This window comes from Polaribacter sp. M10, assembly GCF_054968445.1.
Map to the genome: position 1 here is coordinate 35,629 of NZ_JBSSBG010000016.1, position 24,735 is coordinate 60,363.

Annotated in this window: 30 protein-coding genes; 21 read left to right on the forward strand and 9 right to left on the reverse strand. The window is 28.9% G+C overall.

The genetic code is table 11. The features are described 5' to 3' along the window. Positions 1 to 5: 5 nt before the first annotated feature. The 17 genes from ACWYN7_RS13430 to ACWYN7_RS13510 all read left to right on the forward strand — a co-directional run bounded on the left by ACWYN7_RS13430 (position 6) and on the right by ACWYN7_RS13510 (position 11,393). A complete protein-coding gene (locus ACWYN7_RS13430; protein ID WP_462860487.1) occupies positions 6 to 146 on the forward strand; it encodes a DUF2256 domain-containing protein in 141 nt (46 codons plus the stop codon). Beyond that, positions 116 to 1,426, forward strand: coding sequence for a DASH family cryptochrome (locus ACWYN7_RS13435; RefSeq protein WP_462860488.1), 1,311 nt, complete (start codon positions 116 to 118; stop codon positions 1,424 to 1,426). The genes ACWYN7_RS13430 and ACWYN7_RS13435 overlap by 31 nt, the downstream gene beginning before the upstream one ends. After that, the gene (locus ACWYN7_RS13440; protein ID WP_462860489.1) at positions 1,427 to 2,914 is read left to right on the forward strand and encodes a cryptochrome/photolyase family protein; all 1,488 of its coding nucleotides are present in this window, start codon (positions 1,427 to 1,429) and stop codon (positions 2,912 to 2,914) included. Then, a complete protein-coding gene (locus ACWYN7_RS13445; protein ID WP_462860490.1) occupies positions 2,904 to 4,391 on the forward strand; it encodes a cryptochrome/deoxyribodipyrimidine photo-lyase family protein in 1,488 nt (495 codons plus the stop codon). The genes ACWYN7_RS13440 and ACWYN7_RS13445 overlap by 11 nt, the downstream gene beginning before the upstream one ends. A 90-nt stretch (positions 4,392 to 4,481) precedes the next feature. Next, positions 4,482 to 4,916 (forward strand): hypothetical protein, encoded by a 435-nt coding sequence (locus ACWYN7_RS13450; RefSeq protein WP_462860491.1) that lies wholly within the window; start codon positions 4,482 to 4,484, stop codon positions 4,914 to 4,916. An 11-nt stretch (positions 4,917 to 4,927) separates the two neighbouring features. Next, complete coding sequence (locus tag ACWYN7_RS13455) at positions 4,928 to 5,200, forward strand: TIGR03643 family protein (protein WP_462860492.1); 273 nt, start codon at positions 4,928 to 4,930, stop codon at positions 5,198 to 5,200. Positions 5,201 to 5,258: 58 nt separating this feature from the next. Next, complete coding sequence (folE, locus tag ACWYN7_RS13460; protein WP_462860493.1) at positions 5,259 to 5,957, forward strand: GTP cyclohydrolase I FolE; 699 nt, start codon at positions 5,259 to 5,261, stop codon at positions 5,955 to 5,957. Positions 5,958 to 5,960: 3 nt separating this feature from the next. After that, entirely contained in the window at positions 5,961 to 6,188 is a 228-nt protein-coding gene (locus tag ACWYN7_RS13465) for a hypothetical protein (RefSeq protein WP_462860494.1), read from the forward strand. Positions 6,189 to 6,265: 77 nt separating this feature from the next. Then, positions 6,266 to 6,481, forward strand: a complete 216-nt coding sequence (locus ACWYN7_RS13470; RefSeq protein WP_462860495.1) for a hypothetical protein — start codon at positions 6,266 to 6,268, stop codon at positions 6,479 to 6,481. Positions 6,482 to 6,486: 5 nt separating this feature from the next. Then, positions 6,487 to 7,170, forward strand: a complete 684-nt coding sequence (locus tag ACWYN7_RS13475) for an SDR family NAD(P)-dependent oxidoreductase (protein ID WP_462860496.1) — start codon at positions 6,487 to 6,489, stop codon at positions 7,168 to 7,170. Between the two features lie 14 nt (positions 7,171 to 7,184). Further along, entirely contained in the window at positions 7,185 to 7,658 is a 474-nt protein-coding gene (locus ACWYN7_RS13480; RefSeq protein WP_462860497.1) for a glutathione peroxidase, read from the forward strand. A 1-nt stretch (position 7,659) separates the two neighbouring features. Next, positions 7,660 to 7,830, forward strand: coding sequence for a Lacal_2735 family protein (locus tag ACWYN7_RS13485; RefSeq protein WP_462860498.1), 171 nt, complete (start codon positions 7,660 to 7,662; stop codon positions 7,828 to 7,830). A 2-nt stretch (positions 7,831 to 7,832) separates the two neighbouring features. Further along, positions 7,833 to 8,294 (forward strand): TspO/MBR family protein, encoded by a 462-nt coding sequence (locus tag ACWYN7_RS13490; protein WP_462860499.1) that lies wholly within the window; start codon positions 7,833 to 7,835, stop codon positions 8,292 to 8,294. 14 nt (positions 8,295 to 8,308) lie between these two features. Next, positions 8,309 to 9,106, forward strand: a complete 798-nt coding sequence (locus ACWYN7_RS13495; protein WP_462860500.1) for a DUF3050 domain-containing protein — start codon at positions 8,309 to 8,311, stop codon at positions 9,104 to 9,106. A 5-nt stretch (positions 9,107 to 9,111) separates the two neighbouring features. Next, the gene (locus ACWYN7_RS13500; RefSeq protein ID WP_462860501.1) at positions 9,112 to 9,582 is read left to right on the forward strand and encodes an SRPBCC family protein; all 471 of its coding nucleotides are present in this window, start codon (positions 9,112 to 9,114) and stop codon (positions 9,580 to 9,582) included. Positions 9,583 to 9,612: 30 nt separating this feature from the next. After that, a complete protein-coding gene (locus ACWYN7_RS13505) occupies positions 9,613 to 10,914 on the forward strand; it encodes a cryptochrome/photolyase family protein (protein ID WP_462860502.1) in 1,302 nt (433 codons plus the stop codon). A 116-nt stretch (positions 10,915 to 11,030) separates the two neighbouring features. Beyond that, entirely contained in the window at positions 11,031 to 11,393 is a 363-nt protein-coding gene (locus tag ACWYN7_RS13510) for a SnoaL-like domain-containing protein (RefSeq protein ID WP_462860503.1), read from the forward strand. A 91-nt stretch (positions 11,394 to 11,484) separates the two neighbouring features. On the opposite strand, the gene ACWYN7_RS13515 is transcribed toward ACWYN7_RS13510, so the two are convergent. From ACWYN7_RS13515 to ACWYN7_RS13545, 7 genes are all read right to left on the reverse strand, one after another. After that, positions 11,485 to 11,952: a DUF6428 family protein gene (locus ACWYN7_RS13515; protein ID WP_462860504.1), complete on the reverse strand. Its 468-nt coding sequence runs from the start codon at positions 11,950 to 11,952 to the stop codon at positions 11,485 to 11,487. Between the two features lie 21 nt (positions 11,953 to 11,973). After that, positions 11,974 to 12,300 carry an ArsR/SmtB family transcription factor gene (locus tag ACWYN7_RS13520; RefSeq protein ID WP_462860505.1) on the reverse strand — a complete coding sequence of 109 codons (327 nt, stop codon included), beginning with the start codon at positions 12,298 to 12,300 and terminating at the stop codon, positions 11,974 to 11,976. Positions 12,301 to 12,392: 92 nt separating this feature from the next. Next, entirely contained in the window at positions 12,393 to 13,313 is a 921-nt protein-coding gene (locus tag ACWYN7_RS13525; protein ID WP_462860506.1) for a hypothetical protein, read from the reverse strand. Positions 13,314 to 13,326: 13 nt separating this feature from the next. Further along, entirely contained in the window at positions 13,327 to 13,800 is a 474-nt protein-coding gene (locus tag ACWYN7_RS13530; RefSeq protein ID WP_462860507.1) for a hypothetical protein, read from the reverse strand. 45 nt (positions 13,801 to 13,845) lie between these two features. Then, complete coding sequence (locus tag ACWYN7_RS13535; RefSeq protein WP_462860508.1) at positions 13,846 to 14,721, reverse strand: hypothetical protein; 876 nt, start codon at positions 14,719 to 14,721, stop codon at positions 13,846 to 13,848. 83 nt (positions 14,722 to 14,804) lie between these two features. Further along, on the reverse strand, positions 14,805 to 15,338 hold the full coding sequence (locus ACWYN7_RS13540; RefSeq protein WP_462860509.1) for a hypothetical protein: 534 nt from the start codon (positions 15,336 to 15,338) through the stop codon (positions 14,805 to 14,807). Between the two features lie 41 nt (positions 15,339 to 15,379). Beyond that, on the reverse strand, positions 15,380 to 15,889 hold the full coding sequence (locus ACWYN7_RS13545; RefSeq protein ID WP_462860510.1) for an RNA polymerase sigma factor: 510 nt from the start codon (positions 15,887 to 15,889) through the stop codon (positions 15,380 to 15,382). Positions 15,890 to 16,103: 214 nt separating this feature from the next. On the opposite strand from ACWYN7_RS13545, the gene yaaA reads away from it, so the two are divergent. After that, positions 16,104 to 16,862, forward strand: a complete 759-nt coding sequence (gene yaaA, locus ACWYN7_RS13550) for a peroxide stress protein YaaA (protein ID WP_462860511.1) — start codon at positions 16,104 to 16,106, stop codon at positions 16,860 to 16,862. A gap of 65 nt (positions 16,863 to 16,927) precedes the next feature. On the opposite strand, the gene ACWYN7_RS13555 is transcribed toward yaaA, so the two are convergent. Together ACWYN7_RS13555 and ACWYN7_RS13560 are read right to left on the reverse strand one after the other, a co-directional pair. Then, the gene (locus tag ACWYN7_RS13555) at positions 16,928 to 18,352 is read right to left on the reverse strand and encodes an L-serine ammonia-lyase (RefSeq protein WP_462860512.1); all 1,425 of its coding nucleotides are present in this window, start codon (positions 18,350 to 18,352) and stop codon (positions 16,928 to 16,930) included. 87 nt (positions 18,353 to 18,439) lie between these two features. Further along, complete coding sequence (locus ACWYN7_RS13560) at positions 18,440 to 18,778, reverse strand: DUF2853 family protein (protein ID WP_462860513.1); 339 nt, start codon at positions 18,776 to 18,778, stop codon at positions 18,440 to 18,442. A 249-nt stretch (positions 18,779 to 19,027) separates the two neighbouring features. On the opposite strand from ACWYN7_RS13560, the gene dnaK reads away from it, so the two are divergent. The 3 genes from dnaK (at position 19,028) to ACWYN7_RS13575 (ending at position 24,715) form a co-directional block, all read left to right on the forward strand. Then, entirely contained in the window at positions 19,028 to 20,935 is a 1,908-nt protein-coding gene (gene dnaK / locus ACWYN7_RS13565; protein WP_462860514.1) for a molecular chaperone DnaK, read from the forward strand. 155 nt (positions 20,936 to 21,090) lie between these two features. Further along, positions 21,091 to 23,982, forward strand: a complete 2,892-nt coding sequence (locus ACWYN7_RS13570; protein ID WP_462860515.1) for a sensor histidine kinase — start codon at positions 21,091 to 21,093, stop codon at positions 23,980 to 23,982. Next, positions 23,975 to 24,715: a LytR/AlgR family response regulator transcription factor gene (locus ACWYN7_RS13575; RefSeq protein ID WP_462860516.1), complete on the forward strand. Its 741-nt coding sequence runs from the start codon at positions 23,975 to 23,977 to the stop codon at positions 24,713 to 24,715. The genes ACWYN7_RS13570 and ACWYN7_RS13575 overlap by 8 nt, the downstream gene beginning before the upstream one ends. The last annotated feature ends 20 nt before the right edge of the window (positions 24,716 to 24,735 follow it).

Below are 24,735 nucleotides of genomic sequence, written 5' to 3' on the forward strand. Positions count from 1 at the left end.
TTTTTTTGAAAAAAGAACATTTACCCAGCAAAGATTGTCTGGTTTGCAAAAGACCTTTTTCTTGGCGAAAAAAATGGGAAAAAGATTGGGATAACGTTAAATATTGCAGCGAAAAATGCAGAAGAAACAAAACACAACTGGCTTAATATGGTTTCGTAATAATTTACGAATAGCTGATAATGTTTCTTTACAAAAAGCAATTAATCAAAATAAAAAAGTAATTGCTGTCTATTTTTTAGACCCAAAATATTTTATGGTGGATGAATTTGGTTTTCAAAAAACTGCAAAATTTAGAGCCAAATTTTTAATAGAAACAATAACAAATTTAAAAGAGCAATTAGAAAAACAAAACATAACCCTCCTCACCTATTTTGATGCTCCTGAAAATAAAATTCATTTTTTATGTGATGAATTTTTGGTTGATGCCATTTACACTCAAAAAGAATGGACAAAAGAAGAAACTGACACGAATGATTTGATCAAAAAAAATCTAAAAAATACTATTGATTTTATTGAAGATTATGATCAGTTTTTATATCATCCTGACACCGTTTCTAATAATTTTAGTAATATTCCTGATGTTTTTACGCAGTTCAGAAAGAAATTAGAAAAATATGTTCGTATTCAAGAAGTTGCAACTTTTTCCAAGCTTCCTGAAACGAATACATTTAACAATCCAACTAAAATTCCAACTTTAAAAGATTTAGGTTTTTCAGATTTTGAAACCCATCCTAAAACGGCTTTTCCATTTAAAGGTGGAGAAACTGCAGCTTTACAAAGATTAAATTATTATTTTTTTGATAGTAAAAAAGTTAGTTTTTATAAAAAAACAAGAAATGGTTTAGTAGGTACAGATTATTCTACAAAATTTTCTCCTTGGTTAGCAAACGGAAGTTTATCAGCCAAAACAATTTATCATCAAGTTAAAAAATACGAAGCCGAATTTGGTAAAAGTCAATCTACGTATTGGGTAATTTTTGAGTTGATTTGGAGAGATTATTTCAAATTTATTTCTTTAAAATACAATGCTAAAATCTTTAAAATTGGTGGAATTTTAGACAGAAATTATCATTGGAATTCCAATAAAGAAATTATACAAAATTGGATAAATGGAGAAACCAAAGACGATTTTGTAAATGCAAATATGATAGAATTGCAGCAAACTGGCTGGATGAGCAACAGAGGCAGACAAAATGTGGCTTCTTATTTTGCTAAAGAATTGTTACAAGATTGGCGAATTGGAGCTGCTTATTTTGAGTCGATGTTATTAGATTACGATGTGCACAGCAATTACGGAAACTGGATGTATGTTGCTGGAGTTGGCAATGATCCTCGAGATCGAAAATTTAATACTGAATTGCAAGCAGAACGTTATGATAGCAATCATAAATTCAGAAATTTATGGTTAACAAAAACTTTATTTTAGATGAAAATTGCTGAAATACATATCATTTTTCCACATCAATTGTTTAAAAACTCTGAGGTTTTAAATAAAGTTGATGATATTATTTTGGTTGAAGAATATTTGTTTTTTAATCAATATAAATTTCATCAGCAAAAAATAAGTTTTCACAGAGCTACAATGAAAGCTTATGAAAATTATTTAATTCAATTAGGCAAAAATGTTCGCTATATAAATGCAATTGATAATTTAAATGATGTAAGAAATCTACTTCCAAATTTAGAAAAAGAAGGTTTTACTACAATCCATTTGATAGATCCTACAGACAATTGGCTACAGAAACACATTCATCAAAAAAAAGGGAATTTAGAAATTATTTGGTACAATAATCCTTTATTTATCAACACAAAAGAAGAATTATCTAGTTTTTTTAAATCCACTAAAAAGAAATATTTTCAGACTTCATTTTACAAATCCGAAAGAAAAGAAAGAGATATTTTAATGGATGGAAAAATTCCGACAGGTGGTAAATGGACCTTTGATGATGAAAACAGAAAAAAATATCCAAAAGATAAAATAGCGCCACCTATAAATTTTCCTGAAGAAACAGCATATCACAAAGAAGCCAAAAAATATGTGCTTAAAAATTTTAAAGAAAACTATGGAAAATTAAATGGTTTTGTTGCTTATCCTATCGATTTTAAATCCGCAGAAAAATGGTTGAATGATTTTTTTGAAATCCGTTTTCACGATTTTGGTACATATGAAGATGCCATTGTAAAAGAAGCCCATTTTTTAAATCATAGTTTGTTATCGCCTTTAATTAATGTAGGATTGTTACACCCAAAAGTTGTTATTGAAAAGGCCATTGATTTTGCAACTAAAAATGATATTCCTATAAATTCTACTGAAGGTTTTGTACGTCAAATTTTAGGTTGGCGCGAATTTATTAGAGGTGTTTATGAAGCCAAAGGTTCTGAAGAACGCACCAAAAATTTCTGGAAATTCTCTAGAAAAATTCCTAAATCTTTTTACAACGGAACAACAGGCATAGAACCAATAGACGATGTTATTAAAAAAGTAAACAAAACTGCGTATGCACATCACATAGAACGATTAATGATCTTAGGTAACTTTATGGTGTTGTGCGAATTTGATCCGGATGAAGTTTACCAATGGTTTATGGAACTTTTTATAGATGCTTACGATTGGGTTATGGTGCCAAATGTGTATGGAATGAGTTTGTTTGCAGATGGTGGTTTAATGAGCACAAAACCTTACATAAGTAGCAGTAATTATCTTATGAAAATGAGTAATTACAAAAAAGGAAATTGGCAAAAAACATGGGATGGTTTGTTTTGGACATTTATGGACAAACACAGAGATTTCTTTTTAAGCAACCCAAGATTAGGGATGTTAATTAGAACTTTTGACAAAATGGCACAAGATAAAAAAGAAACTCATTTTAAAAATGCCGAACAATTTTTTAAACAATTAGACAATGAGCAATAGAGAAGAAATACATATTGTTTGGTTAAAAAGAGATTTACGTTTGCAAGATAATGAGGCAATTTACAATGCTTTACAAGCAAATAAAAGAATTTTATTTTTGTATGTTTTTGAAAACTCTTTACTAAACGATGCACATTATAGCCAACGTCATTGGGACTTTATAAAACAATCGATTCAAGATCTTAATCAAGATTTAGAAACTTACAATACCAAAATTTTAGCGGTAACTTCAGAAGTCATCAATGTTTTTAATCAATTGCAAAACAATTATAAAATTAATACTGTTTTTTCGCATCAAGAAACAGGCTTGTTAATTACCTACAATCGCGATAAAGATTTTAAAAGATATTGCAGAAACAATAATATCAATTGGATAGAAAACAACAATAATGGAGTTTTAAGAGGATTGTTAAACAGAGAAGATTGGTTCGAAAAATGGGATGATTATATGAACGCCAATCTATTTAAATCTAATTTTAAAAGTGATAATTTTATCAATAGCGATGAAATTGTAGCACTAGAAAAGAGATTTATTACCACAGATTTAGAAACAGAAAATCATCCTTATTTTCAAAAAGGAGGCACAAAAATGGCTTGGAGATATGCCAATGGTTTTTTTAAAGAAAGGCACAAAAACTACATGTATCATATTTCTAAACCAGCATTGTCTAGAGAAAGTTCGAGCAGATTATCGCCTTATATTGCTTGGGGAAATGTTTCCATTCGTCAGATTTATCAAAAAACACAAGAATACATTACCGATGAAAATAAAAAACATTTGGGTGCATTTATGTCTAGATTAAGATGGCAGGCACATTTTATTCAAAAATTTGAAATGGAACATACCATGGAAGAAGCCAGTGTAAATAAAGGCTATCATAAATTAAAGAAAAATCTTTCTGAAATCTATCAAAAAGCATGGAAAGAAGGCCAAACTGGTTTTCCTTTGGTAGATGCTAGCATGCGTTGTTTGGTAGAAACTGGTTATTTAAATTTTAGAATGCGCTCTATGTTAGTTTCCTTTTTTACGCATATTTTATGGCAACCTTGGCAAGCTGCTACCCATCATTTGTCGCAACAATTTTTAGATTTTGAACCTGGTATACATTTTCCTCAGTTGCAAATGCAAGCCGCAGAAACTGGCATTAATAATATCAGAATTTACAATCCTATTAAAAATAGTTTAGAACATGATGCTGATGCAACATTCATAAAAAAATGGGTGCCAGAATTGGCTAATTTACCTTTAGCTTTTATTCACGAACCGTATTTAATGACGCCTATGGATGAGCAATTTAACAATTTTAAATTAGGTGAAAATTATCCTTTACCTATTGTTGATGGAAAAACTGCAAGAAAAAAAGCGAGTGATATTCTTTTTGCTATGCGAACAAATCCTGAAGTTATATCAGAAAATTTTAGAATTCTAAAAAAACACACTTTATCAGACAGAAAACGCATGTTAAACAGCAATTAAGCAAAAGTTTTTGAACAAATTATAATACTCTGTTAATTTTTGTTTAACTATTTTTATATTTCATTAAACATTATTATATTTGATGTGTCAATGATTTATAACACAACACATACAAATAAAGAAGCTGAATCGATTTTTAACGATTTACTAGGTAAGCCTTTTACATTTTTTCAATCGATAAAAATGGGAGGTACTGGTTCTAAAAGAATGATGATCGATCAAGTGAGCCCTGGTTTCATGAAGTTTATGAATACTGTTGCAGATATTAATTACGGAAATATCGAAATAAGACAAAAAGGCATACTTGTACACATAAACAAAGGCTTGCAAAACTTCAGTTGGGCAATTCCTTTTTATCAGTTGCATACCTATAAAACAACAGGTTTTAGCATTCATGCTCAAGGAAATTTTGTTCGTTTTAAAAACAATAAATTATTGAAAGAAAACAAGAAGTTTCTCGACAAAATAATCAACCTAAAAATAGAAAACGATAAAGAATACGATTTCTATACTGATATAAGTTAATTCTATGAAAAATGAAGTTAGATGGAATAGCAATTGATAGAGTAATAGAGATGGCTTGGGAAGACAGAACAACTTTTGAAGCCATACATTTTCAATTCGGATTAAAAGAACAAGAAGTAATTGATTTAATGCGAAAAGAAATGAAGCCTTCTAGTTTTAAAATGTGGAGGCAAAGAGTACAAGGAAGAAAAACAAAACACGAAAAATTAAGAACTTTTACCAAAGGTAGGTTTAAATGTTCTAGACAAAAATCAATATCAAACAACTCTATAGCAAAAAGATAACTAGTGCTTTGCTTTTAAGATTAGAGTACTTAAAGACAGCACATTAAAAAGACAAATTATGATTTCAGAAGTAGTATTAAAAGAGAAACAAACAGACCAAAAATTAAATGGGTTTTCGTTCGAAGAAATTGGAGACGATCATTTATACACAGGTTTAGAAACACCAATGAAAAAAGATGCTTTTGTACTTTCTGACACAGAAAAGAAAGCTAAAATTACAGGGCTATTTTCTGAAATTATGGATGTTATGGGGTTAGATTTACAAGACGATTCTTTGAGAGGTACACCAGAAAGAGTAGCCAAAATGTATATTGATGAAATTTTCTCAGGATTAAATCCTGCCAACAAACCAAAAGTTGCATTGTTTGATAATAAATACCAATACAACCAAATGTTGGTAGAAAAAAATATTACTTTTTACTCTAATTGCGAGCATCATTTTGTACCAATAATTGGTAAAGCACATGTTGCTTATGTTTCTTCTGGTAAAGTGATTGGCCTTTCTAAACTAAATAGAATTGTACAATATTATGCCAAAAGACCTCAAGTACAAGAACGCTTAACCAACCAAATTGCAGAAGAGTTAAAAAGTATTTTAGAAACAGAAGATGTTGCCGTAATTATCGATGCAAAACATCTATGCGTATCATCTAGAGGAATTAAAGATGATACATCATCCACAGTAACCTCTTACTTTGGTGGTACATTTAACAATCAAGATAAAATAATCGAACTACAAAACACATTAAAATATTAAGTTATGGAACTTATTGACAAAGCATTAGAATTCGAAAAAAGAAAAATGAGATTCCCAACTACAAGCGACAGAATCTTAGCAGCAAGAGAAGCAAAGTCTTTAATTTTAAGTTTAAATGAAATTTACAAAAAAAATAAAGACAAAAACATAATGGATATTATGAAACGTTTAACCGCTATTAAACAAAGAATAGAAAAACGTTTAAAAGGGAAACCATTAACAGCAGCATAATATTTTTCATATTATTCTTGCAGTTCTAACTTTTATATTTATATTGCCAAATTAGATAAAAAGAGAGAAACGAAAGAATGAATTTATTAGAAAGAGCTGTAGAATTTGAGAATAGAAAATTCTCATTTAAAACAACAAGTGATCGTATTTTAGCCTCTAGAGAGGTAAAAGCTTTAATATTAGAGCTTAACGAAGTTTATAAATTAGAAAAAGATCCAGAAATTATGGATCTAATGAAGCGCTTAACTGCAGTTAAACAAAAAATTGAAAAGCGCTTGAAAGGAAGACCTTAAAGCAAATGAATAAAATTTTAATTATTGGAGGAAGCAAAGGAATTGGTAATTCAATTATCAAAGCCTTAATTAATACAAGCAAAATAATTAATTTAAGCAGAACTGCACCTTTGCAGCCTCACAATAATTTAACACACTATTCGTGTGATATTCTTACAGATGATTTACCAAATATAGATGAAATAGATACTTTAATCTATTGTCCTGGTAGCATCAATTTAAAACCAATTTCTAGATTACAATTAGACGATTTTAGAAGCGATTTTGAAATTAATGTAATTGGTGCTGTAAAAGCAATTCAAAACTATTTACCTGCTTTAAAAAAAGGAAATCATCCTTCTATTTTATTATTCAGTACAGTTGCAGCCAAATTAGGTATGCCTTTTCATGCAAGTGTAGCAGCAGCAAAATCTGCTGTAGAAGGTCTTACAAAATCTTTAGGTGCAGAATTTGCACCTACAATTCGTGTTAACGCAATTGCACCTACTGTTACAGACACAGATTTAGCTGCAAAATTATTACGAAACGAACGTTTAATAGAAAGTATCAAAGAACGTCATCCTCTTAAAAAATTCTTAGCTCCAGATGAAGTGGCAGATCTTGCTACTTTTTTAATTTCTGATAAAGCAAAATCCATTTCTGGTCAAATTTTTGAATTAGACTGTGGAATTGTAAGCTTTAAAATATAACAACATTTACATTTATGACTGATATTTATAATATAGAGATCAATGATCTCCAAAATAATCCTATACAATTATCTGATTTTAAAGGGAAACACATTTTATTTGTAAATGTGGCTTCTAAATGCGGTTTTACACCTCAATATAAAGAATTAGAAAAACTACATCAAACTTACAAAGATAAGTTAGTTGTTATTGGTGTTCCTTGTAACCAATTTGGAAGTCAAGAACCAGGATCATCAGAAGAAATTCAACAATTTTGCCAAGTAAACTATGGAGTATCTTTTTTAATTACTGAAAAAATTGATGTAAAGGGAATTAACCAACATCCACTATATTCTTGGCTTACTAAAAAAGATTTTAACGATACAAAAAGTTCTTCAGTAAAATGGAACTTTCAAAAATATATCGTTTCTCCAGAAGGTAAATTAATTGATTATTATTTTTCGATTACAAAACCTCTTAGTACTAAAATTACAAAACACTTTACCTAAAATGTTTGGATTATTTAAAAAGAAAACGGAATTAGAAAAGCTTCAAGATAACTATAAAAAGTTGATGGAAGAAGCTTATAAATTACAATCTGTTAACAGAAGTGATAGCGATCAAAAATATTTAGAAGCAGACAATCTCTTAAAGAAAATAGAAGCTTTACAAGCCAAATAAATATGAAACTAATAAAACTTACTTTTTTATTTTTAGTAATTAATTTTGGTGGTTTGGCCATTGGTAGCTGGTTAATGAATAATGGACCAATGACAGAATGGTACACCAATTTAAACCAAGCTCCTTGGACACCTCCAGGCTGGGTTTTTGGTGTGGCTTGGACAACAATTATGATTTTTTTCTCTGTCTATTTGGCAAAACTCTTTAGCGCAGAAAATACACTAAAAATGAAAATTGTATTTATTTTACAATTTATTTTAAACGTAAGTTGGAACTACATATTCTTTAACAAACACCTTAATTTATTAGGTTTAGTAACTATTGTTTTATTAACTTCTCTCCTATTTATCTATTTTTTTAAATGGAGTAAAAAAGTGAATAATTTTAAATATTTACTCTTGCCATATATCATTTGGTTGTGCATTGCTACCTCTTTGAATCTTTATATTTTTATCCATAATTAGACACCAACTACTTTATGAAAGAAATTGAAAACATAGAACATAATATACAAAATTTGAGGCTTCAGCTTCAAAATCACGATCTTTATAAAAATTTAAATACTGTTAATGATATTCAGGTTTTTATGGAGCATCACGTTTTTGCTGTCTGGGATTTTATGTCTCTCTTAAAAAGTTTGCAAAACCATTTAACCAATGTTCAAGTACCTTGGACACCTCCTAAAAATCCAACTTTATCGAGATTTATCAACGAAATTGTTCATGGAGAAGAAAGTGATGTTAACGAACTTGGTGAAGCAAAAAGTCATTATGAAATGTACGTTGATGCCATGCATCAAATGGGAGCAAATACCACAAATATTTTTAATTTTATAAATTTATTAAAAGCTGGAAACTCTGTTTTTTATGCTTTAAATCATATAGAAATAGACAAAAGAATTGTAGACTTTGTAAAATTTACATTTTCTATCATCGAAACAAAAGAACCGCATCTTATTGCAGCTGCATTTACATTTGGTAGAGAAGATATTATTCCTGATTTATTTATCGAAATCTTAAAAAATGCTGATGCCGAAAACAAAACTTACAATAAATTAAAATATTATTTAGAACGCCATATAGAATTGGATGGAGATGAACATGGACCACTTTCTCTAAAAATGGTTGCAGAACTTTGTGGTAATGATTCTAAAAAATGGGAAAGTGCTAATATTGTTGCGCAACAATCGCTTTTAAAAAGAATTCATCTTTGGGATTGTATTAATGACAACATCACAAAAGAAAATTCTACCCAAATAAAACCTGTTTACAAATAAAGATTATGAAAATCTACACCTTCCATAGAAAGCAAAAATTCCCAATAACTTTAGACAAAGCTTGGGATTTTTTATCTAACCCTAAAAATCTTAAAATTATTACACCAGATTATATGGGTTTTAACATTGCTTCTGGTGCAGACAGACCTTTATATGCTGGCCAAATTATAGAATATATTGTTACGCCACTTTTCGGAATTAAAACCAAATGGGTTTCAAAAATTACACAAGTTAAAGAAAAAGATTACTTTGTAGATGAGCAATTGTATGGGCCTTATGCTTTATGGGATCATAAACATTTTATTAAAGAAGTTAAAGGCGGTGTAGAATTCGAAGACATAATCCATTATAAAGTGCCTTTTGGTATTTTAGGACAACTGGTACATCCTTTTTTGGTTAAACCAAAATTGGAAGAAATATTTAATTACAGACAAGAAAAGTTAACAGCACTTTTTGGCGAGTTTACAGAAGATTAATTTTCTTTAAAAAAATTGACAATTATTAAAATGGAAAATTTAATAAATATTTTTTGGTTTCGTAGAGATTTACGTTTAGAGGATAACTGCGGATTATATCACGCTTTAAATTCTGGTAAACAAGTACTTCCAATTTTCATTTTTGATGATGATATTCTTTCTAAACTTCCTTCTAATGATTCTCGAGTTACTTTTATTCATCAAGAGTTAGAAAACATTAATAATCAATTAAAAAAAGTAGGAAGTTCTTTGGCTATTTTTTATGGAAAACCAAAAGAAATTTATCAAGAATTATCAGATAAATATAATATTGAGGCTGTTTTTACAAACCACGATTATGAACCTTATGCTACAAAAAGAGATGCAGAGATTAAAGATTTTTTAGCATCAAAAGAAATTGATTTTAATACTTATAAAGATCAAGTAATTTTTGAAAGAAATGAAATTGTAAAACAAGATGGAACACCTTACAAAGTTTACACACCTTATTCTAAAAAATGGCTAGAAGCGTTTGAGTTTAAAGGACTTCAATTTTATCCATCAGAAGAAAAATTAGGCAATTTTATCAAAAATGAAAATCACCCTTTTTTAAGTTTATCTGATATTGGTTTTACAAAATCTAATATAAAAGTTACCTCTTATAAAGTTTCTAAACAATTGATAGATAATTATGAAGAAACTAGAAATTACCCAGCAAAAGATGCAACATCAAAATTAGGAACACATTTACGATTTGGTACTGTTAGCATCAGAAAAATAGTAGAAAAAGCCAGCAACAGTAATAATATTACTTTTTTAAAAGAATTAATTTGGAGAGAATTTTTTATGCAAATTCTTTGGCATTTTCCACATACCGTAAATGCTAGTTTTAAACCCAAATACGATCGAATTATTTGGAGAAATAACGAAGCCGAATTCAAAGCTTGGTGTAAAGGAAAAACTGGTTATCCTTTGGTTGATGCTGGTATGCGAGAATTAAATAAAACTGGATTTATGCACAACAGAGTGCGTATGCTAGTGGGTAGTTTTTTATGCAAACATTTATTAATCGATTGGAAATGGGGTGAAGCTTATTTTGCAGAAAAATTACACGATTATGAAATGGCAAGTAATGTTGGTAATTGGCAATGGGTTGCTGGTTCTGGAGTTGATGCATCACCTTATTTTAGAATATTTAATCCTACAACTCAAATTAAAAAGTTTGACAAAGATTTGCAATACATAAAAAAATGGGTGCCAGAATTTGAAGAATTAACCTACGCTAAAGAAATTGTAGATCATAAATTGGCTAGAGAACGTTGCTTAAAAGTATACAAAGAAGCTGTTTCTTAATAAGCTTGTGTGCTTAAAAATTGCGATTTAATTTTAAATCAATAAAACTAACATTTATTTAATAATTTGTATTTCAATTTTTTATAACTTTAAGCAATCACTAAAAACTTAAAATTATGAATACTTTAGAAGTTGCAAATAAATGGAAACAAATGTGTTTAGAAGGTAAAAATTTAGAATGTATAGAAGAATTATATGCCGATAATATTGTTAGTAAAGAAATGCCAGGCGTACCTTATGGCGAAGTTGTTTCTGGCAAACAAAATGTTTTAGAAAAAAGCAAACAATGGTTAGATGATGTTATTGAATTTCATAGTAATGAAATTTCTGAACCTTTAATAGCTGGTAAACATTTTTCTAGTAAAATGGCTTTTGATGTAACATTTAAAAGTAGAGGAAGACAACAAATGGAAGAAGTTTGCGTTTTTAGTGTAGAAGATGGTAAAATTGCAACTGAGCAATTTTTCTATTCGATGTAAAATTTATTATTCTTGACTTAAAAAGCTTCAATTTCTTGAAGCTTTTTTTATGTTTTCTACGATAAATTAATTTAGAATTTACATTTCTTTATTAACAACAACCAGAACTTGGGCTGCAACAAGAGTTTTGAATTTCTGACAATTTAACTTTTGGTTTTGCTTCTGGAATTCCACAAGCATCTAAAGCCAAACAAGCAGTAATTTTTGAGGTTAATAAAAAGTTTTTACCATCAAAGTCTAAATTGTATTTACCAATGGTTTCTTTACCTTGGTATTCTACTTCTATTTCTAAATCTTCGAACTTAAAAATACGCTCAGACAATTCAATAATTTTTAATAATTTCTCTGGATGCAATCTGTGGTCGTAATCATTTTCTTCCCAAAGTTGAAAATTAATAACGGTTTCGCTTCTTACTTTACCACCACAATCTATAAAATCTTTGGTAATTCTCCCCACTTCTGTTACGTGAAAATGAGCAGGAACTAAATCGCCATTTGGCAACTGAAAACCAATAGTTTTTAAACTTTGCAAATGATTCTTAATTTCTGATAATTTCATAATTTTTCTTCTTTTTTTAATTTAACAACAAGTTTCTGTAGGATTTTTATTTAAAAACAGACTCAATTTGGTATTAATTTCTTTCCATTTTTTATCGTCTATACAATAACAAACACTTGTACCTTCTATTGTGCCTTTTAAAATTCCTACTTTTTTTAATTCTTTTAAATGCTGAGAAATAGTGGGTTGTGCCAAACCTATTTCTTTTACTAAATCGCCACAAACACAACTTTTTAATTTTATAATATAATCTAAAATAGCAATTCTTGCTGGGTGGCCTAATACCTTTGCAATAGCTGCAATTTCATTTTGTTCGTCTGTAAAAATTTCTGATTTAGTTAAACCCATTCTAATATATTTATTTATTGCAATATTACGATTAATTATACAATTATTAGGTATATTTTTATCATTTATTAATTTGTAAAAAGTAAAATAAATTATCGTTTTTTGTTTAACTCTAACATATAACCTATAGATAGATTAAAAAAACCTGTTGTACTTAAGTCAATTTCGTTGTTAAATTCTTTGGGTAAATTTAAATTATAACCCAACTCAAAATCCCAAGAATTGGTAGAAAGCGAAACTGAAAAAGAGATTTGTGTATTTAATAAATCAAAGATTTCTTGGGTATATGTTACGGTTTGATAACTTAAATATGTTCTTGTAGGTACATTAAAAGTAATATTCTGATTGGCAAGAATAAAACTAATATTTGGTTTAAATCTTAAGGCAAAATTTGATGTTCTTTTTAAAGTGATGTTGGCAAATGTATTAGATACCATTTGATACGATTTGTCTGTTCCAAAAATATAAGACAGTGTTAATATTGTGCCTAAAGTTCTTTTGGTGTTTCTAAGTCCTAAACTAAGATCAAAAGAATTGGTAAAAGCATTGTAACCATCAGAATACAAAAAACGGGTATAACCAAGATTATAACTAACCTTTTTAGCTTTACCTATGGTATTAAAGTAACCTAAAGAAAAGCTTGTAAAATCCCAACTTGGGGCAAATTTTTGATAATAAATCCCTGAAATACTGGCAATAAAACCAGAAGAATGATAATATGAAACTTGCGGAATTAAATTAAATTGATCTGTACCAAAATCTCTACCCGAAAAAAAAGTATTGCTGCTGTAAGACAAAGAAGTGTATAAGAAATTATAAGATAATTGGCTTTCTAAGAGTTCGTCTAAAAACTGTTGATCGTTAAAAAAAAGTTCATCTATTAAGCTATCTATATCATTAAAATCTTCTGAATTTTTATCTTGTGTGTAAGAACAAAAAGAGGTTGCTATTGAAAAAAATAGCAACCCATAGATTTGTAAAGTTGTCTTTAATCCTTGATATAAATGCACCATAAATAGCCAAAAGTTAATCCCTCCAATTTCTAACTTTTTTATTTTTTTCGTTATTTATTCTTGGTCCATTTTTCAATTCTCCTCGATCTTTAGAATTTTTGATTTTATTTATTCGTTCTTTTAGCATTTTTCTTTGCTCGCTAGTTAACGTCTTTCTAAAACTTTCTCTAGTTTTTCTTAAACGAATCTGCTGATTCTGAACCATTTTTTTTTGATCATCAGTAAAAGTAGCTACCAAACGTTGTCTCATTTCTATTTTAGAAATGGATTTATCTTTTAAAATAGCCAATTGTTCTGTGGTTAAAGATGCTTTAAAAGCCTCGCGATTTGTTTTCATAACTTCTCTTTCTTTCTGCAACAAATCGATTTGCTTTTGGGTAAGCTCCTTTTGAATCAAATTATAATTAGAATCTTGCGCAAAAAGTGTTGTATTAAATAGCATCAAACCTAAAAAGCTAACTATTAATATGATGTTTTTTAATTCCATTTTTATTATTTACACTGCAAAAAATCTAAAGTACAAATTTACAAATTAAATTGAACAACTGTCTTTTGCAGTTTCGTAAGCAGTTTCGTCTTCTATTGTTGCAATTGTACCATCTCTATATTCAATATCTAATGGAAAAATTTTAGCTGGCTTTACAGTTGAATCTGGATTTGCTTTTTTCCATTCTCTTATCAATTTATAATCAGATCTCTCTGTAACTTCAATCACTGTTCCATCTTCCATTGTAAAACTTACAGGCAATACCAATTTAAAACATTTTCTTTTGTCTTTGCCACTTTTACAAGAAGATCTTACAGTAGTTAACTCATCACTATCTAATAAGGTTTGTACAGTACCATCTTCTAAAGTTACATCTACAGGATACACCAATTCTGGTCTTTCTGTAGCATCTGGGTTTGCAGCATACCAATCTTTCTTTAAACTCCATTCGTCTTCACTATTTAAAGTAATAGAAGAATCATCTGGCATAATTAAAATAATAGGATACACAAACTCGAAACATTTACTTCTAAATTTAGCTCTTTTAAAGCTTTTACTACTCAATTGTCTGCCTTGTAAACTAAAGTAAACAACACTTTTTGTATCTTCTAAAGAAAGGTTGTCTGAAATTAAAGAAACTTGATACCCTAGGTTTGTAGCCAATTGTACAGTTTCTACATACGTGTCTGCTAAATCTCCATTTAATGTTGATGTTGTTGCTGATGGTAAACTTGCTTCTTCTACTGTAGTTTTTTCTGCACTTTCAATTTTTTCTATTAATTCTTCATCATCAACTACAATTTCATCATCTTCAGAATCTGAACAAGAAGTAAATAATAATGCCGATAAAATAAACGCAGTTATTGTAAAAAATAGAATACTCGATTTTAAAACGTTTTCTTTAGAAATAGTGATCTTCATAATTTTAGTTTTTAATTATTTTTTGTTACTATTTAGTTAGAACTACAAATTTTAAAATAGTTTGAAAAAATTTTTATTTTTTTTTACAAAATGATGGTTTTCAGCAATTCATCATCTATATAATCATCTAATAATGAGTCTTCTACTATTAAAGTATTTAAAATTAAATTGTCCATTTTTTGTTCAGTAAGTTCTGCTTTAATAACCACTTCATTAAATAATGTGGCTTCTGTAAACGCATCTAGTTCTGAATCTTCTACAAATAAAGCGTTGATTAAAACATCATCTGAAAAAGCAAATTCTTCTAGATTAGGTTCATTAATTACATTTGAATTGTTGCTATTTTGTAGCCAAACAGTAATACTTAAAAGAAAAACGATTGAAGCTGCAGCAATATATTTAAATTGTGGTTGTAAATAGAAAACCAATTGTTTTTTAGGTTTTTCTTCTTTTTTAGCTTCTTCTTTTATTTGCTCTAAAATAGACAGTTTCGATTTTGCAAAGTAATTATCAGGTACAGTTGTTCCTAAATAGGCTTCATGATGTTTAGAAACATCATTTTGCAAACTTTCTTTTAAAAAGTTTTTTTGTTTATTATTTTCTGTTGACTTTTTCATATTCTATTGATTAGACCTAGATAACTCTAATTAGTTTTAATTTATAAAAATATTTTTTGCTCAATAATTTTTACAGCAGCATAATAAGTAGATTTTAGTGTACTTTCAGAGACATCTAAAATTTCGGAAATCTGCCTAAAACTTAAATCATCGAAATATTTCATTTGAAAAACCCGTTTTTGTTTTTCTTTAAATCCGTTTATTATGGTGTTTAATTTTTTCTGAATTTCATCACCATCAAAATATTCATCCTCAAACAAAACTTGCAAAGTAGTTTCTGCAACCGTTTCTATATTTTGATGAGTTCTTTTCTTGTTTTTGTCTAAAAAACGAATAGACTCATTATAGGCAATTCTATACATCCAAGTATGTAAACTACTCTTTTCTTGAAACTTAGAAATACTTTTATAAATTCTGATAAAGGTGTTCTGCAACACATCATCTGCATTTTCGTGCGTTCCCACAATTTTTCTGATATGCCAATACAAACGTTCTTGATAGACGTTAAGCAACTCACTAAAAGCTTTTTCTTTTAGTGCAGGATTCTTCAACTTTTTTACAAGTTCAGCGTCTTTACTCAAGTTATTTTTGGTTAATTGTAATCATTAGACCCAATATAAATGAAATAGTTTGGATTTTAATTACAAAAAAGTCGAAATAGAAAATTGCATCAATTTTTGTAATAGTTTTATCAATATAAATTGATAACATTGTTTTAGGTATTTTAGAATCATTAGTATTTTTACAGTAGTAAAATAGAAACAAATGAAAATCATTATATCTCCAGCAAAATCTTTAGATTTTGAAAGTAAAGTGCCTACAAGTTTACATACACAACCTCGTTTTTTAGAGCAATCTGAAAAACTAAACAAAAAACTAAAAACACTTTCTAAAAATAAGTTATCAGATTTAATGTCTATTTCTGATGATTTAGCAAGATTAAATTATCAACGTAACCAAGAATGGCAAACACCATTTACACCACAAAATGCAAAACAAGCTATTTATGCCTTTACAGGTGCCGTTTTTCAAGGTATTGATGTAAATTCTTTGGAAGAAGAAAAATTGCCTTTGTTACAAGATCGATTACGAATTTTATCGGGTTTATATGGTTTACTAAAACCTTTAGATTTAATACAACCTTACAGATTAGAAATGGGTACAAAATTAAAAGTTGGTAGAAGGGATAATTTATATAAATTTTGGGATGACACTTTAGCTAAATCTTTAAATGATGAATTAGAAGATGATGAATTACTCATAAATTTAGCAAGTACAGAATACTTTAAAGCTGTGCCAAAAAAAGTTTTAAAAGTACCAATGATTACTCCAGTTTTTAAAGATTTTAAAAACGGACAATATAAAACCATTATGACTTATGCTAAAATGGCACGAGGTTATATGGTACGTTATATTATAGAAAATAACGTAAAAACTTTAGAAGATTTAAAAGGTTTTAATGTTGAAGGTTATGGTTTTTCTGAAGAAATGTCTAGTGATACAGAATTGGTTTTTACTAGATAAAATAAGTTCTCTGTATTCAGTTGCAGTCTACAATGTGAAACTGAAAACTGCAACTGAATACTGAATTAACAATCAGCCAAACCAACATGAATGGCTAAACCACCTTCAGAAGTTTCTTTATAATTTTTGTGCATGTCTTTTGCTGTTTCCCACATGGTATCAATCACTTTGTCTAATGGTACTTTTACTTCTTTAGGATCTGTTTCTAAGGCCATTTCTGCTGCATTAATCGCTTTTATTGCTCCCATAGAATTACGTTCAATACAAGGCACTTGTACCAAACCTCCTATGGGATCGCAAGTTAAACCCAAATGATGTTCCATAGCAATTTCTGCTGCCACTAAAGATTGAGCAGGTGTGCCTCCTAACAATTCTGTTAATGCGCCTGCAGCCATAGCAGAAGACACACCAATTTCTGCTTGACAACCACCCATAGCTGCAGAAATTGTAGCATTTTTCTTAAAAATACTGCCAATTTCTCCAGCTGTTAATAAAAATTGTTTGATTTGTTTAAAATCTGCATCATGATTTTCAATCACCAAATAATACATTAAAACTGCTGGTATAACTCCTGCACTTCCATTTGTTGGTGCTGTTACTACTCTACCTAAAGCTGCATTTACTTCATTTACAGAAAGCGCAAAGCAACTTACCCATTTTAAAATTTCTCTAAATTTAACTTCAGAACTTCTTATGGCAGTAATCCATTCTTTAGGATTGGTATATGCTGCATCTTTTATCAATTTTAAATGGGTATCAAAAGCCCTACGTTTTACATTTAATCCACCAGGAAGTATACCATTTGTATGGCAGCCAATGTACATGCACTCTAACATGGTATCCCAAATTCTATGCAATTCAGCATCAATTTTTTCTGCTGAATTAATTTCTAATTCATTTTTAAAAACGATGTCAGATATTAGCAAATTTTCTTTTTCACAATACTCTTCTAATTGTTTTGCACGATTTATAGGATAAGGGAAATTAGTTTTATTAATTTCTATTTCTTCTTCTAAATTATTGTTTTCTTGTACAATAAATCCACCTCCAATAGAATAATACGTTTCTGTTGATATTTCTATGCCATCAGAAAAACCTCTAAAGGTGACACCATTAGAATGGAAAGGCAAAAAATCTCGATTAAAAACAATAGCATCTTTGTAAAATGGTATTTTTTTACCTCCTTTAAAATAAATTTCTTGTTGGGTATTAATTCGATCTACAATAATTGCAATATCTTCTATAGGAATGTATTCTGGGTCAGCTTCGCTTAAACCCAATAAAATGGCCAAATCTGTAGCATGTCCTTTTCCTGTTAAAGACAAAGAACCGTATAAATCTACTTTTACTGCATCAATTTTATCAAACAAGTTAGTAGTTCTCAATTTACTAATCCATTCTTGGGCAGCTCTCCAAGGACCTAAAGTATGCGAGCTAGATGGACCAACACCAATTTTAAGCATATCAAAAACACTAATAAATTGTGACATTCGTAAAAACAATTAAAGTTTATGCTGTAAAAGTAAAAAATCCAACTCAATGAGTTGGATTTTTTATATTAAATATAAAGATCTATTTTAACTATAAATAGATTCTTTACCAAATTCAACAGCTAACATGTAATAAACAACAGCTCTATATTTACTTCTTTCAGATTTACCAATAGCTTCAATTACTTTTGCTATAGCTTCATCTAATGCTGGTGTATCTTCTAAACCTAACTTTTTTATTAAAAAGTTCTTTTTTACAGTAGCCAATTCTTTAGCATCTGAACCAGATACAGTTTCTGCATCTCTTTTGTAAATAGATGGGCCTAAACCTTTTGTTACAGCTTTTAATAAGTCTGCATCATATTTTAGTCCTTTTTCATCCATAAATTTAGAATACTGCGCTACTTTCTCGTCAAATTTACTCATTGTTTTTTGTTTATGTTTAATATAAGATTCTTTTTAATTCATTATGAATTACCCAAATATATAAAAATTAATGCGTTAAGTAAAACAGAATTCGTTCAGTTGCATGTTTTGCAAGTTGTGTCATATTGTCATAACTATGAATGTCTTTTTTTTAAAAAACTGACAATTTCTATGTAAAAAGCAGTTGGCACAGCCTTTGACAAATAGTAAACGTAAAATTGAATAAAAAAATAACATAAATAAATTATTATGAGTAAAATAATCGGAATCGATTTAGGAACAACAAACTCGTGTGTTTCTGTTATGGAAGGTAATGAGCCAGTTGTAATTCCTAATGCTGAGGGAAAAAGAACTACACCATCTATTGTTGCCTTTGTAGAAGGTGGAGAACGTAAGATTGGTGACCCTGCAAAAAGACAAGCAGTAACAAACCCAACTAAAACTGTTTATTCTATTAAACGTTTTATGGGTAACAAATTTTCTGAGTCTGAACAAGAAGTAAAAAGAGTACCTTATAAAGTTGTTAAAGGTGATAATGACACACCTAGAGTAGATATTGATGGTCGTTTATATACACCTCAAGAAATTTCTGCAATGGTATTGCAAAAAATGAAAAAAACTGCTGAAGACTATTTAGGAACTGATGTATCTGCTGCAGTTATTACTGTACCTGCATACTTTAACGATGCTCAAAGACAAGCTACCAAAGAAGCTGGTGAAATTGCAGGTTTAAAAGTAGAACGTATTATTAATGAGCCTACTGCTGCTGCTTTAGCTTATGGTATGGACAAAGCAAATGACGATAAAAAAATTGTTGTTTTTGACTTTGGTGGTGGTACACATGATGTTTCTATCTTAGAATTAGGTGATGGTGTTTTTGAAGTATTAGCTACTGATGGAGATACACACTTAGGTGGTGATGATGTTGATGAAAAAATCATTAACTGGTTAGCAGATGAGTTTCAGGCAGATGAAAACATGGACTTACGTAAAGACCCAATGGCTTTACAACGTTTAAAAGAAGCTGCAGAAAAAGCAAAGATTGAATTATCTAGTTCTACATCAACAGAAATTAACTTACCTTATGTAACAGCTACTGCTAGTGGCCCAAAACACTTGGTAAGAACTTTATCTAGAGCAAAATTTGAACAATTAATTGACGATTTAATCAAAAGAACAATTGAGCCTTGTAAAACTGCATTAAAAAATGCTGATTTATCAACTTCAGAAATTGATGAAATTATTTTAGTTGGTGGTTCTACTAGAATACCTGCAATACAAGAAGCTGTAGAAAAATTCTTTGGTAAAGCACCAAGTAAAGGTGTAAACCCAGATGAAGTTGTTTCTTTAGGTGCTGCTATTCAAGGTGGAGTTTTAACTGGTGATGTAAAAGATGTATTGTTATTAGACGTTACACCTTTATCTTTAGGTATTGAAACTATGGGGAATGTTTTCACAAAATTAATTGATGCAAACACCACAATTCCTACTAAAAAATCGCAAGTATTTTCAACTGCTGTAGATAATCAACCTTCTGTAGAAATTCACGTTTTACAAGGAGAAAGAGCAATGGCTGCAGATAATAATACAATTGGTCGTTTCCATTTAGATGGTTTACCACCAGCACAAAGAGGTGTGCCTCAAATTGAAGTAACTTTTGATATTGATGCCAATGGTATTATTAAAGTTTCTGCTTTAGACAAAGGAACAAACAAATCTCACGAAATTAGAATCGAAGCTTCTTCTGGATTATCTGAAGAAGAAATCGAAAAAATGAAACGTGATGCAGAAGCAAATGCTGATGCTGATAAGGCTGCTAAAGAAACTGCAGAAAAAGTAAATGGAGCTGATTCTATGATCTTTCAAACAGAAAAGCAATTAAAAGAATTTGGTGATAAATTATCGGCTGATAAAAAAGAACCAATTGAAGCTGCTTTAGTAGAATTAAAAGCTGCACATGCTTCTAAAGACCTTGCACAAATTGATGCTGCAATGGAAAAAATTAATGAAGCTTGGAAAGCTGCTTCTGAAGAAATGTATGCTGCAGAACAAGCTGCTCAAGCAGGAAACCCAGGTGCAGAAGCTCAAGGACAACCAGAAGCTGGTGCAGACCAAGGAGACAATGTAGAAGATGTAGATTTTGAAGAAGTAAAATAATTAGAAAACAGAAGTTTTATTCGCTTTTATCTGAATCAATAATTCTGATATTAACGAAAAACAACTTTTCTATATACAAAAAACCCATTGCAATTTTTTGCAATGGGTTTTATTATTTATATTAACTATTTTTGAAACTTCTGTTTATAAACTTTATGAAAAGAATTGCTTTCTATCTTTTTTTCGGTCTTTTACTTATTAGTGCTAAAACTATAGCGCAACACCCTGTTTATTATCACTTAACAGAAAAAGACGGTTTACCAGATATTGAGTTTTATGATATCTTAGAAGATGATAAAGGTTTTATTTGGTTGGCTGCAGACAAAGGTCTTTTTAAATACGATGGAAAAGTATTTACAAACTATACACATCAAAATAAAAGAGGACTTTCTGTATTTGGATTAAAAAAAGATGATAAAGGTAGAATTTGGTGTAATAATATTTCTGGACAATTTTTTTTTATCGAAAATAATAAATTAAACCTTTTCGCAGATTTAGGAGATGAAACGAATGGAGAATTAACATTTTATACTTTTTATCAAGATAAAATACTGGTAAATACAACTTCTGGAATTGTAAGTTGCTCTATTAATAACTCTAAAAAAAAACAAATATTTAGTAACGGGACACTATTTAAACAAAAAACCTTTAACGATAGTTTATACACTTTTAAAGACAATAAAATAATATTATCAACCGCTAAGACAGGACCTAAGATTAGGTATAATTTAGAAAAACACAAAGAACTAAATCTAAACAAATGGTTTATTTATTCTTATCAAAACAAAGATTTAATCTACACATATAGGGTAAACAATAGTAAAATAAAACCAAAATTGTTTTATGAAATTAATCATGAACTTAAAGAAATTAAACTCCCAAAAATTTTTGACAATAACCAAATTATAAACATTTACGAAGTAAATAATGAGCTTTGGTTATGTACCTATATAGGTGTTTTTACCTATACCATTAAAAACGGAAAACTAAACCCCATTACAACCTATTTTAAAGGAAAAGATATTGGCGGCTTATTAAAAGATAGAGATTATAATTTTTGGTTTATCTCTTTAAGAAATGGTATTTATATTATGCCAAATTTGCACATAGAAAAATATGAAATTCCAGAAAACAAGAACAACCTAAGTGCAATGACCAGAGTTGGAAAAGATTCTTTATTTATTGGTTCTGTAAATGGCGATTTAATTGCGTTAAATACTACAAGTAACAAATTAAATTATTTAAAAAAGAAAGCAAAATATAAAGTATATGATATAGAAGCTAGTAAAGATAACATCTTTTTTAGCTTAAGTAAATTTTCGTTAATTTATAACAAAAAGAAAAAAAAATATTCAGTACACAGGTTTTTAGATAATGCAAAAGATTTTATTGTAACTGATAATGATGATGTTCTTTATGCTGCCCATAATGGTGCTCGAATTACGAATATTGATAGTAAAAAAAGAACAATTTTAAGAAAAACTAGAGCCTATACCGTACATATTAATAAAAAAAATGAAATTTTCGTAGGTTATTTAGATGGTGTTAGAAAACACACAAATAACAACAAAAGCATAAAAATTGATTTTAAAAACCAACCCATAATAGCCATAGATATTGATGAAACCGATAACGGAATAATTTGGATCTCTACTTTAAAAGATGGGGTTATAGGTATTAAAAACAATAAAATCTTATATAATTATACAGCTAATAATGGTCTATTATCTAACCAAGCAGGTAAAATAAAAGGAGATGGTAATTTTCTATGGGTTGCAACAGATAAAAGCCTACAATTATTAAACACAGAAACAGGAAAATTTAAAAATATAACACTTAAAGACGGAATAAACTCTTTCAATATTTCAGAAATTATTCCATTTAAAAATCACATTTACTTTAGTTCTAATATAGGATTGTTTAAAGCACATAAAGAAAAAGTATTTATAACAAGAAAAAATCTAGATTTCTATATTACTTCTATCTTAATTAATGATAAAAAAGTAAAAGAACAAGAGAACTACATATTAAATCACGACGAAAATAAAATTAAAATTAATTTTCAAACCAATGGTTTTTTAGGTGATAATGATATTATTTATTCTTACAAATTATTAGACGGTAGAAAAACAAGTCCATGGAACACCATAGAGAAAGGGATAAACCAAATTACGTTTAACAATTTAGCCCCAGGTAATTATATCATCAAATTAAAAGCCACCAAAAAAGGACCAGAAAAAGAAGCTATGGTTAAGCAAATAAAGCTAAATATTAAAGCACCTTATTACAAGCAACTTTGGTTTTTATTTTTAATGATTAGTTTTTGCTTTATTATTTTATGGTTTATAATCTTAAGAAATTTAAGAAAAAAACAAAGAAAACAGCAGCAAGTTATTGAAAAAGAACGAATGCAGAGAGAGTTAATTTCCTCTAAATTAGAAACGTTACAATCTCAAATGAATCCTCATTTTACGTTTAATGCACTTAACTCTATACAGAATTTAGTTTTAAAAGGTAAAAAACAAGATGCCTATAATTACCTTACAAAATTTTCATCATTATTAAGAGAAAACTTAATGTTAAGCAACAAGAGTTTTGTGTATTTTGATGAAGAATTGTCCATCATAAAAAAATATTTAGAATTAGAAAAATTGAGGTTTCAAAATGGATTTACCTATAAAATTACAGGTGCAGAAACAATAGATAATGTAAAAATACCAACTATGATTATTCAGCCGTTTATAGAAAATGCCATAAACCATGGTTTGCTGCATAAAACTGATGGTATTGGTAAAATAGAAATTAAATTTTATTTAAAAGAAACATTAAAATGTGTTATTATTGATAATGGCATAGGCATAGAAGCTTCTACAATTATTAATACTAAAAATAATAGAACCAAAAAATCTTTTTCAACAAACTCAATAAGTAGCAAACTAAAAATTTTAAAAGACCACTATAAAACAAATATTGGTTATAAATATGAAAAAATAGAAAACGGAACCAAAGTAATTATAAACATACCTTACTCTTTTTCAGATGAATAAAATTAGTACCATAATTGTTGATGATGAAATTAATGCAAGAGAAAACCTACGGTTTTTATTAAACGACTTTTGCACCAATGTAACTATTTTGGCAGAAGCCGCAAATGTAGATGATGCTGTACACTTAATAAAAAGCCTAAAGCCAGATTTAGTGTTTTTAGACATACAAATGCCGCAAAAAAACGGCTTTCAATTGTTAAAACAATTCAATGAAATTAACTTTCAAGTAATTTTTGTAACGGCTTTCGATAATTATGCAATTAAAGCATTTCAGGTGGCAGCCGTAGATTATTTACTTAAACCTATAGATATAGATCTACTTAAAGAGGCTGTTGCTAAAGTGGCACAAAACATAAAAAACAGAAATGCTATTCTGCGTTATAAATTGCTAGAAGAAAACAATAGAAAAATTGCAATTCCATATAAAAACGATTATGTAATTGTAAAAATAAACGACATTTTATGCATAGAAGCAGATAGAATGTATTCTAAAATTCATTTAATAGACGACAAAACATTTTTGGTTACTAAAAAACTTAGTTACTACGAAAAGTTGTTTTTAGAAGACACCAGTTTTGTAAGAGCGCACAGATCTTGGATTATTAACATTAATAAAATAAAAACATATTCTAAAAAAGACAAAGAGGCGATTCTGATAAATAATTCTAAAATACCAATTAGCAGAGGCCATAAAGATGATTTTGAAAATGCTTTTACAGATCAAATCCAATAAAAAAACATTTTTTTTAAATT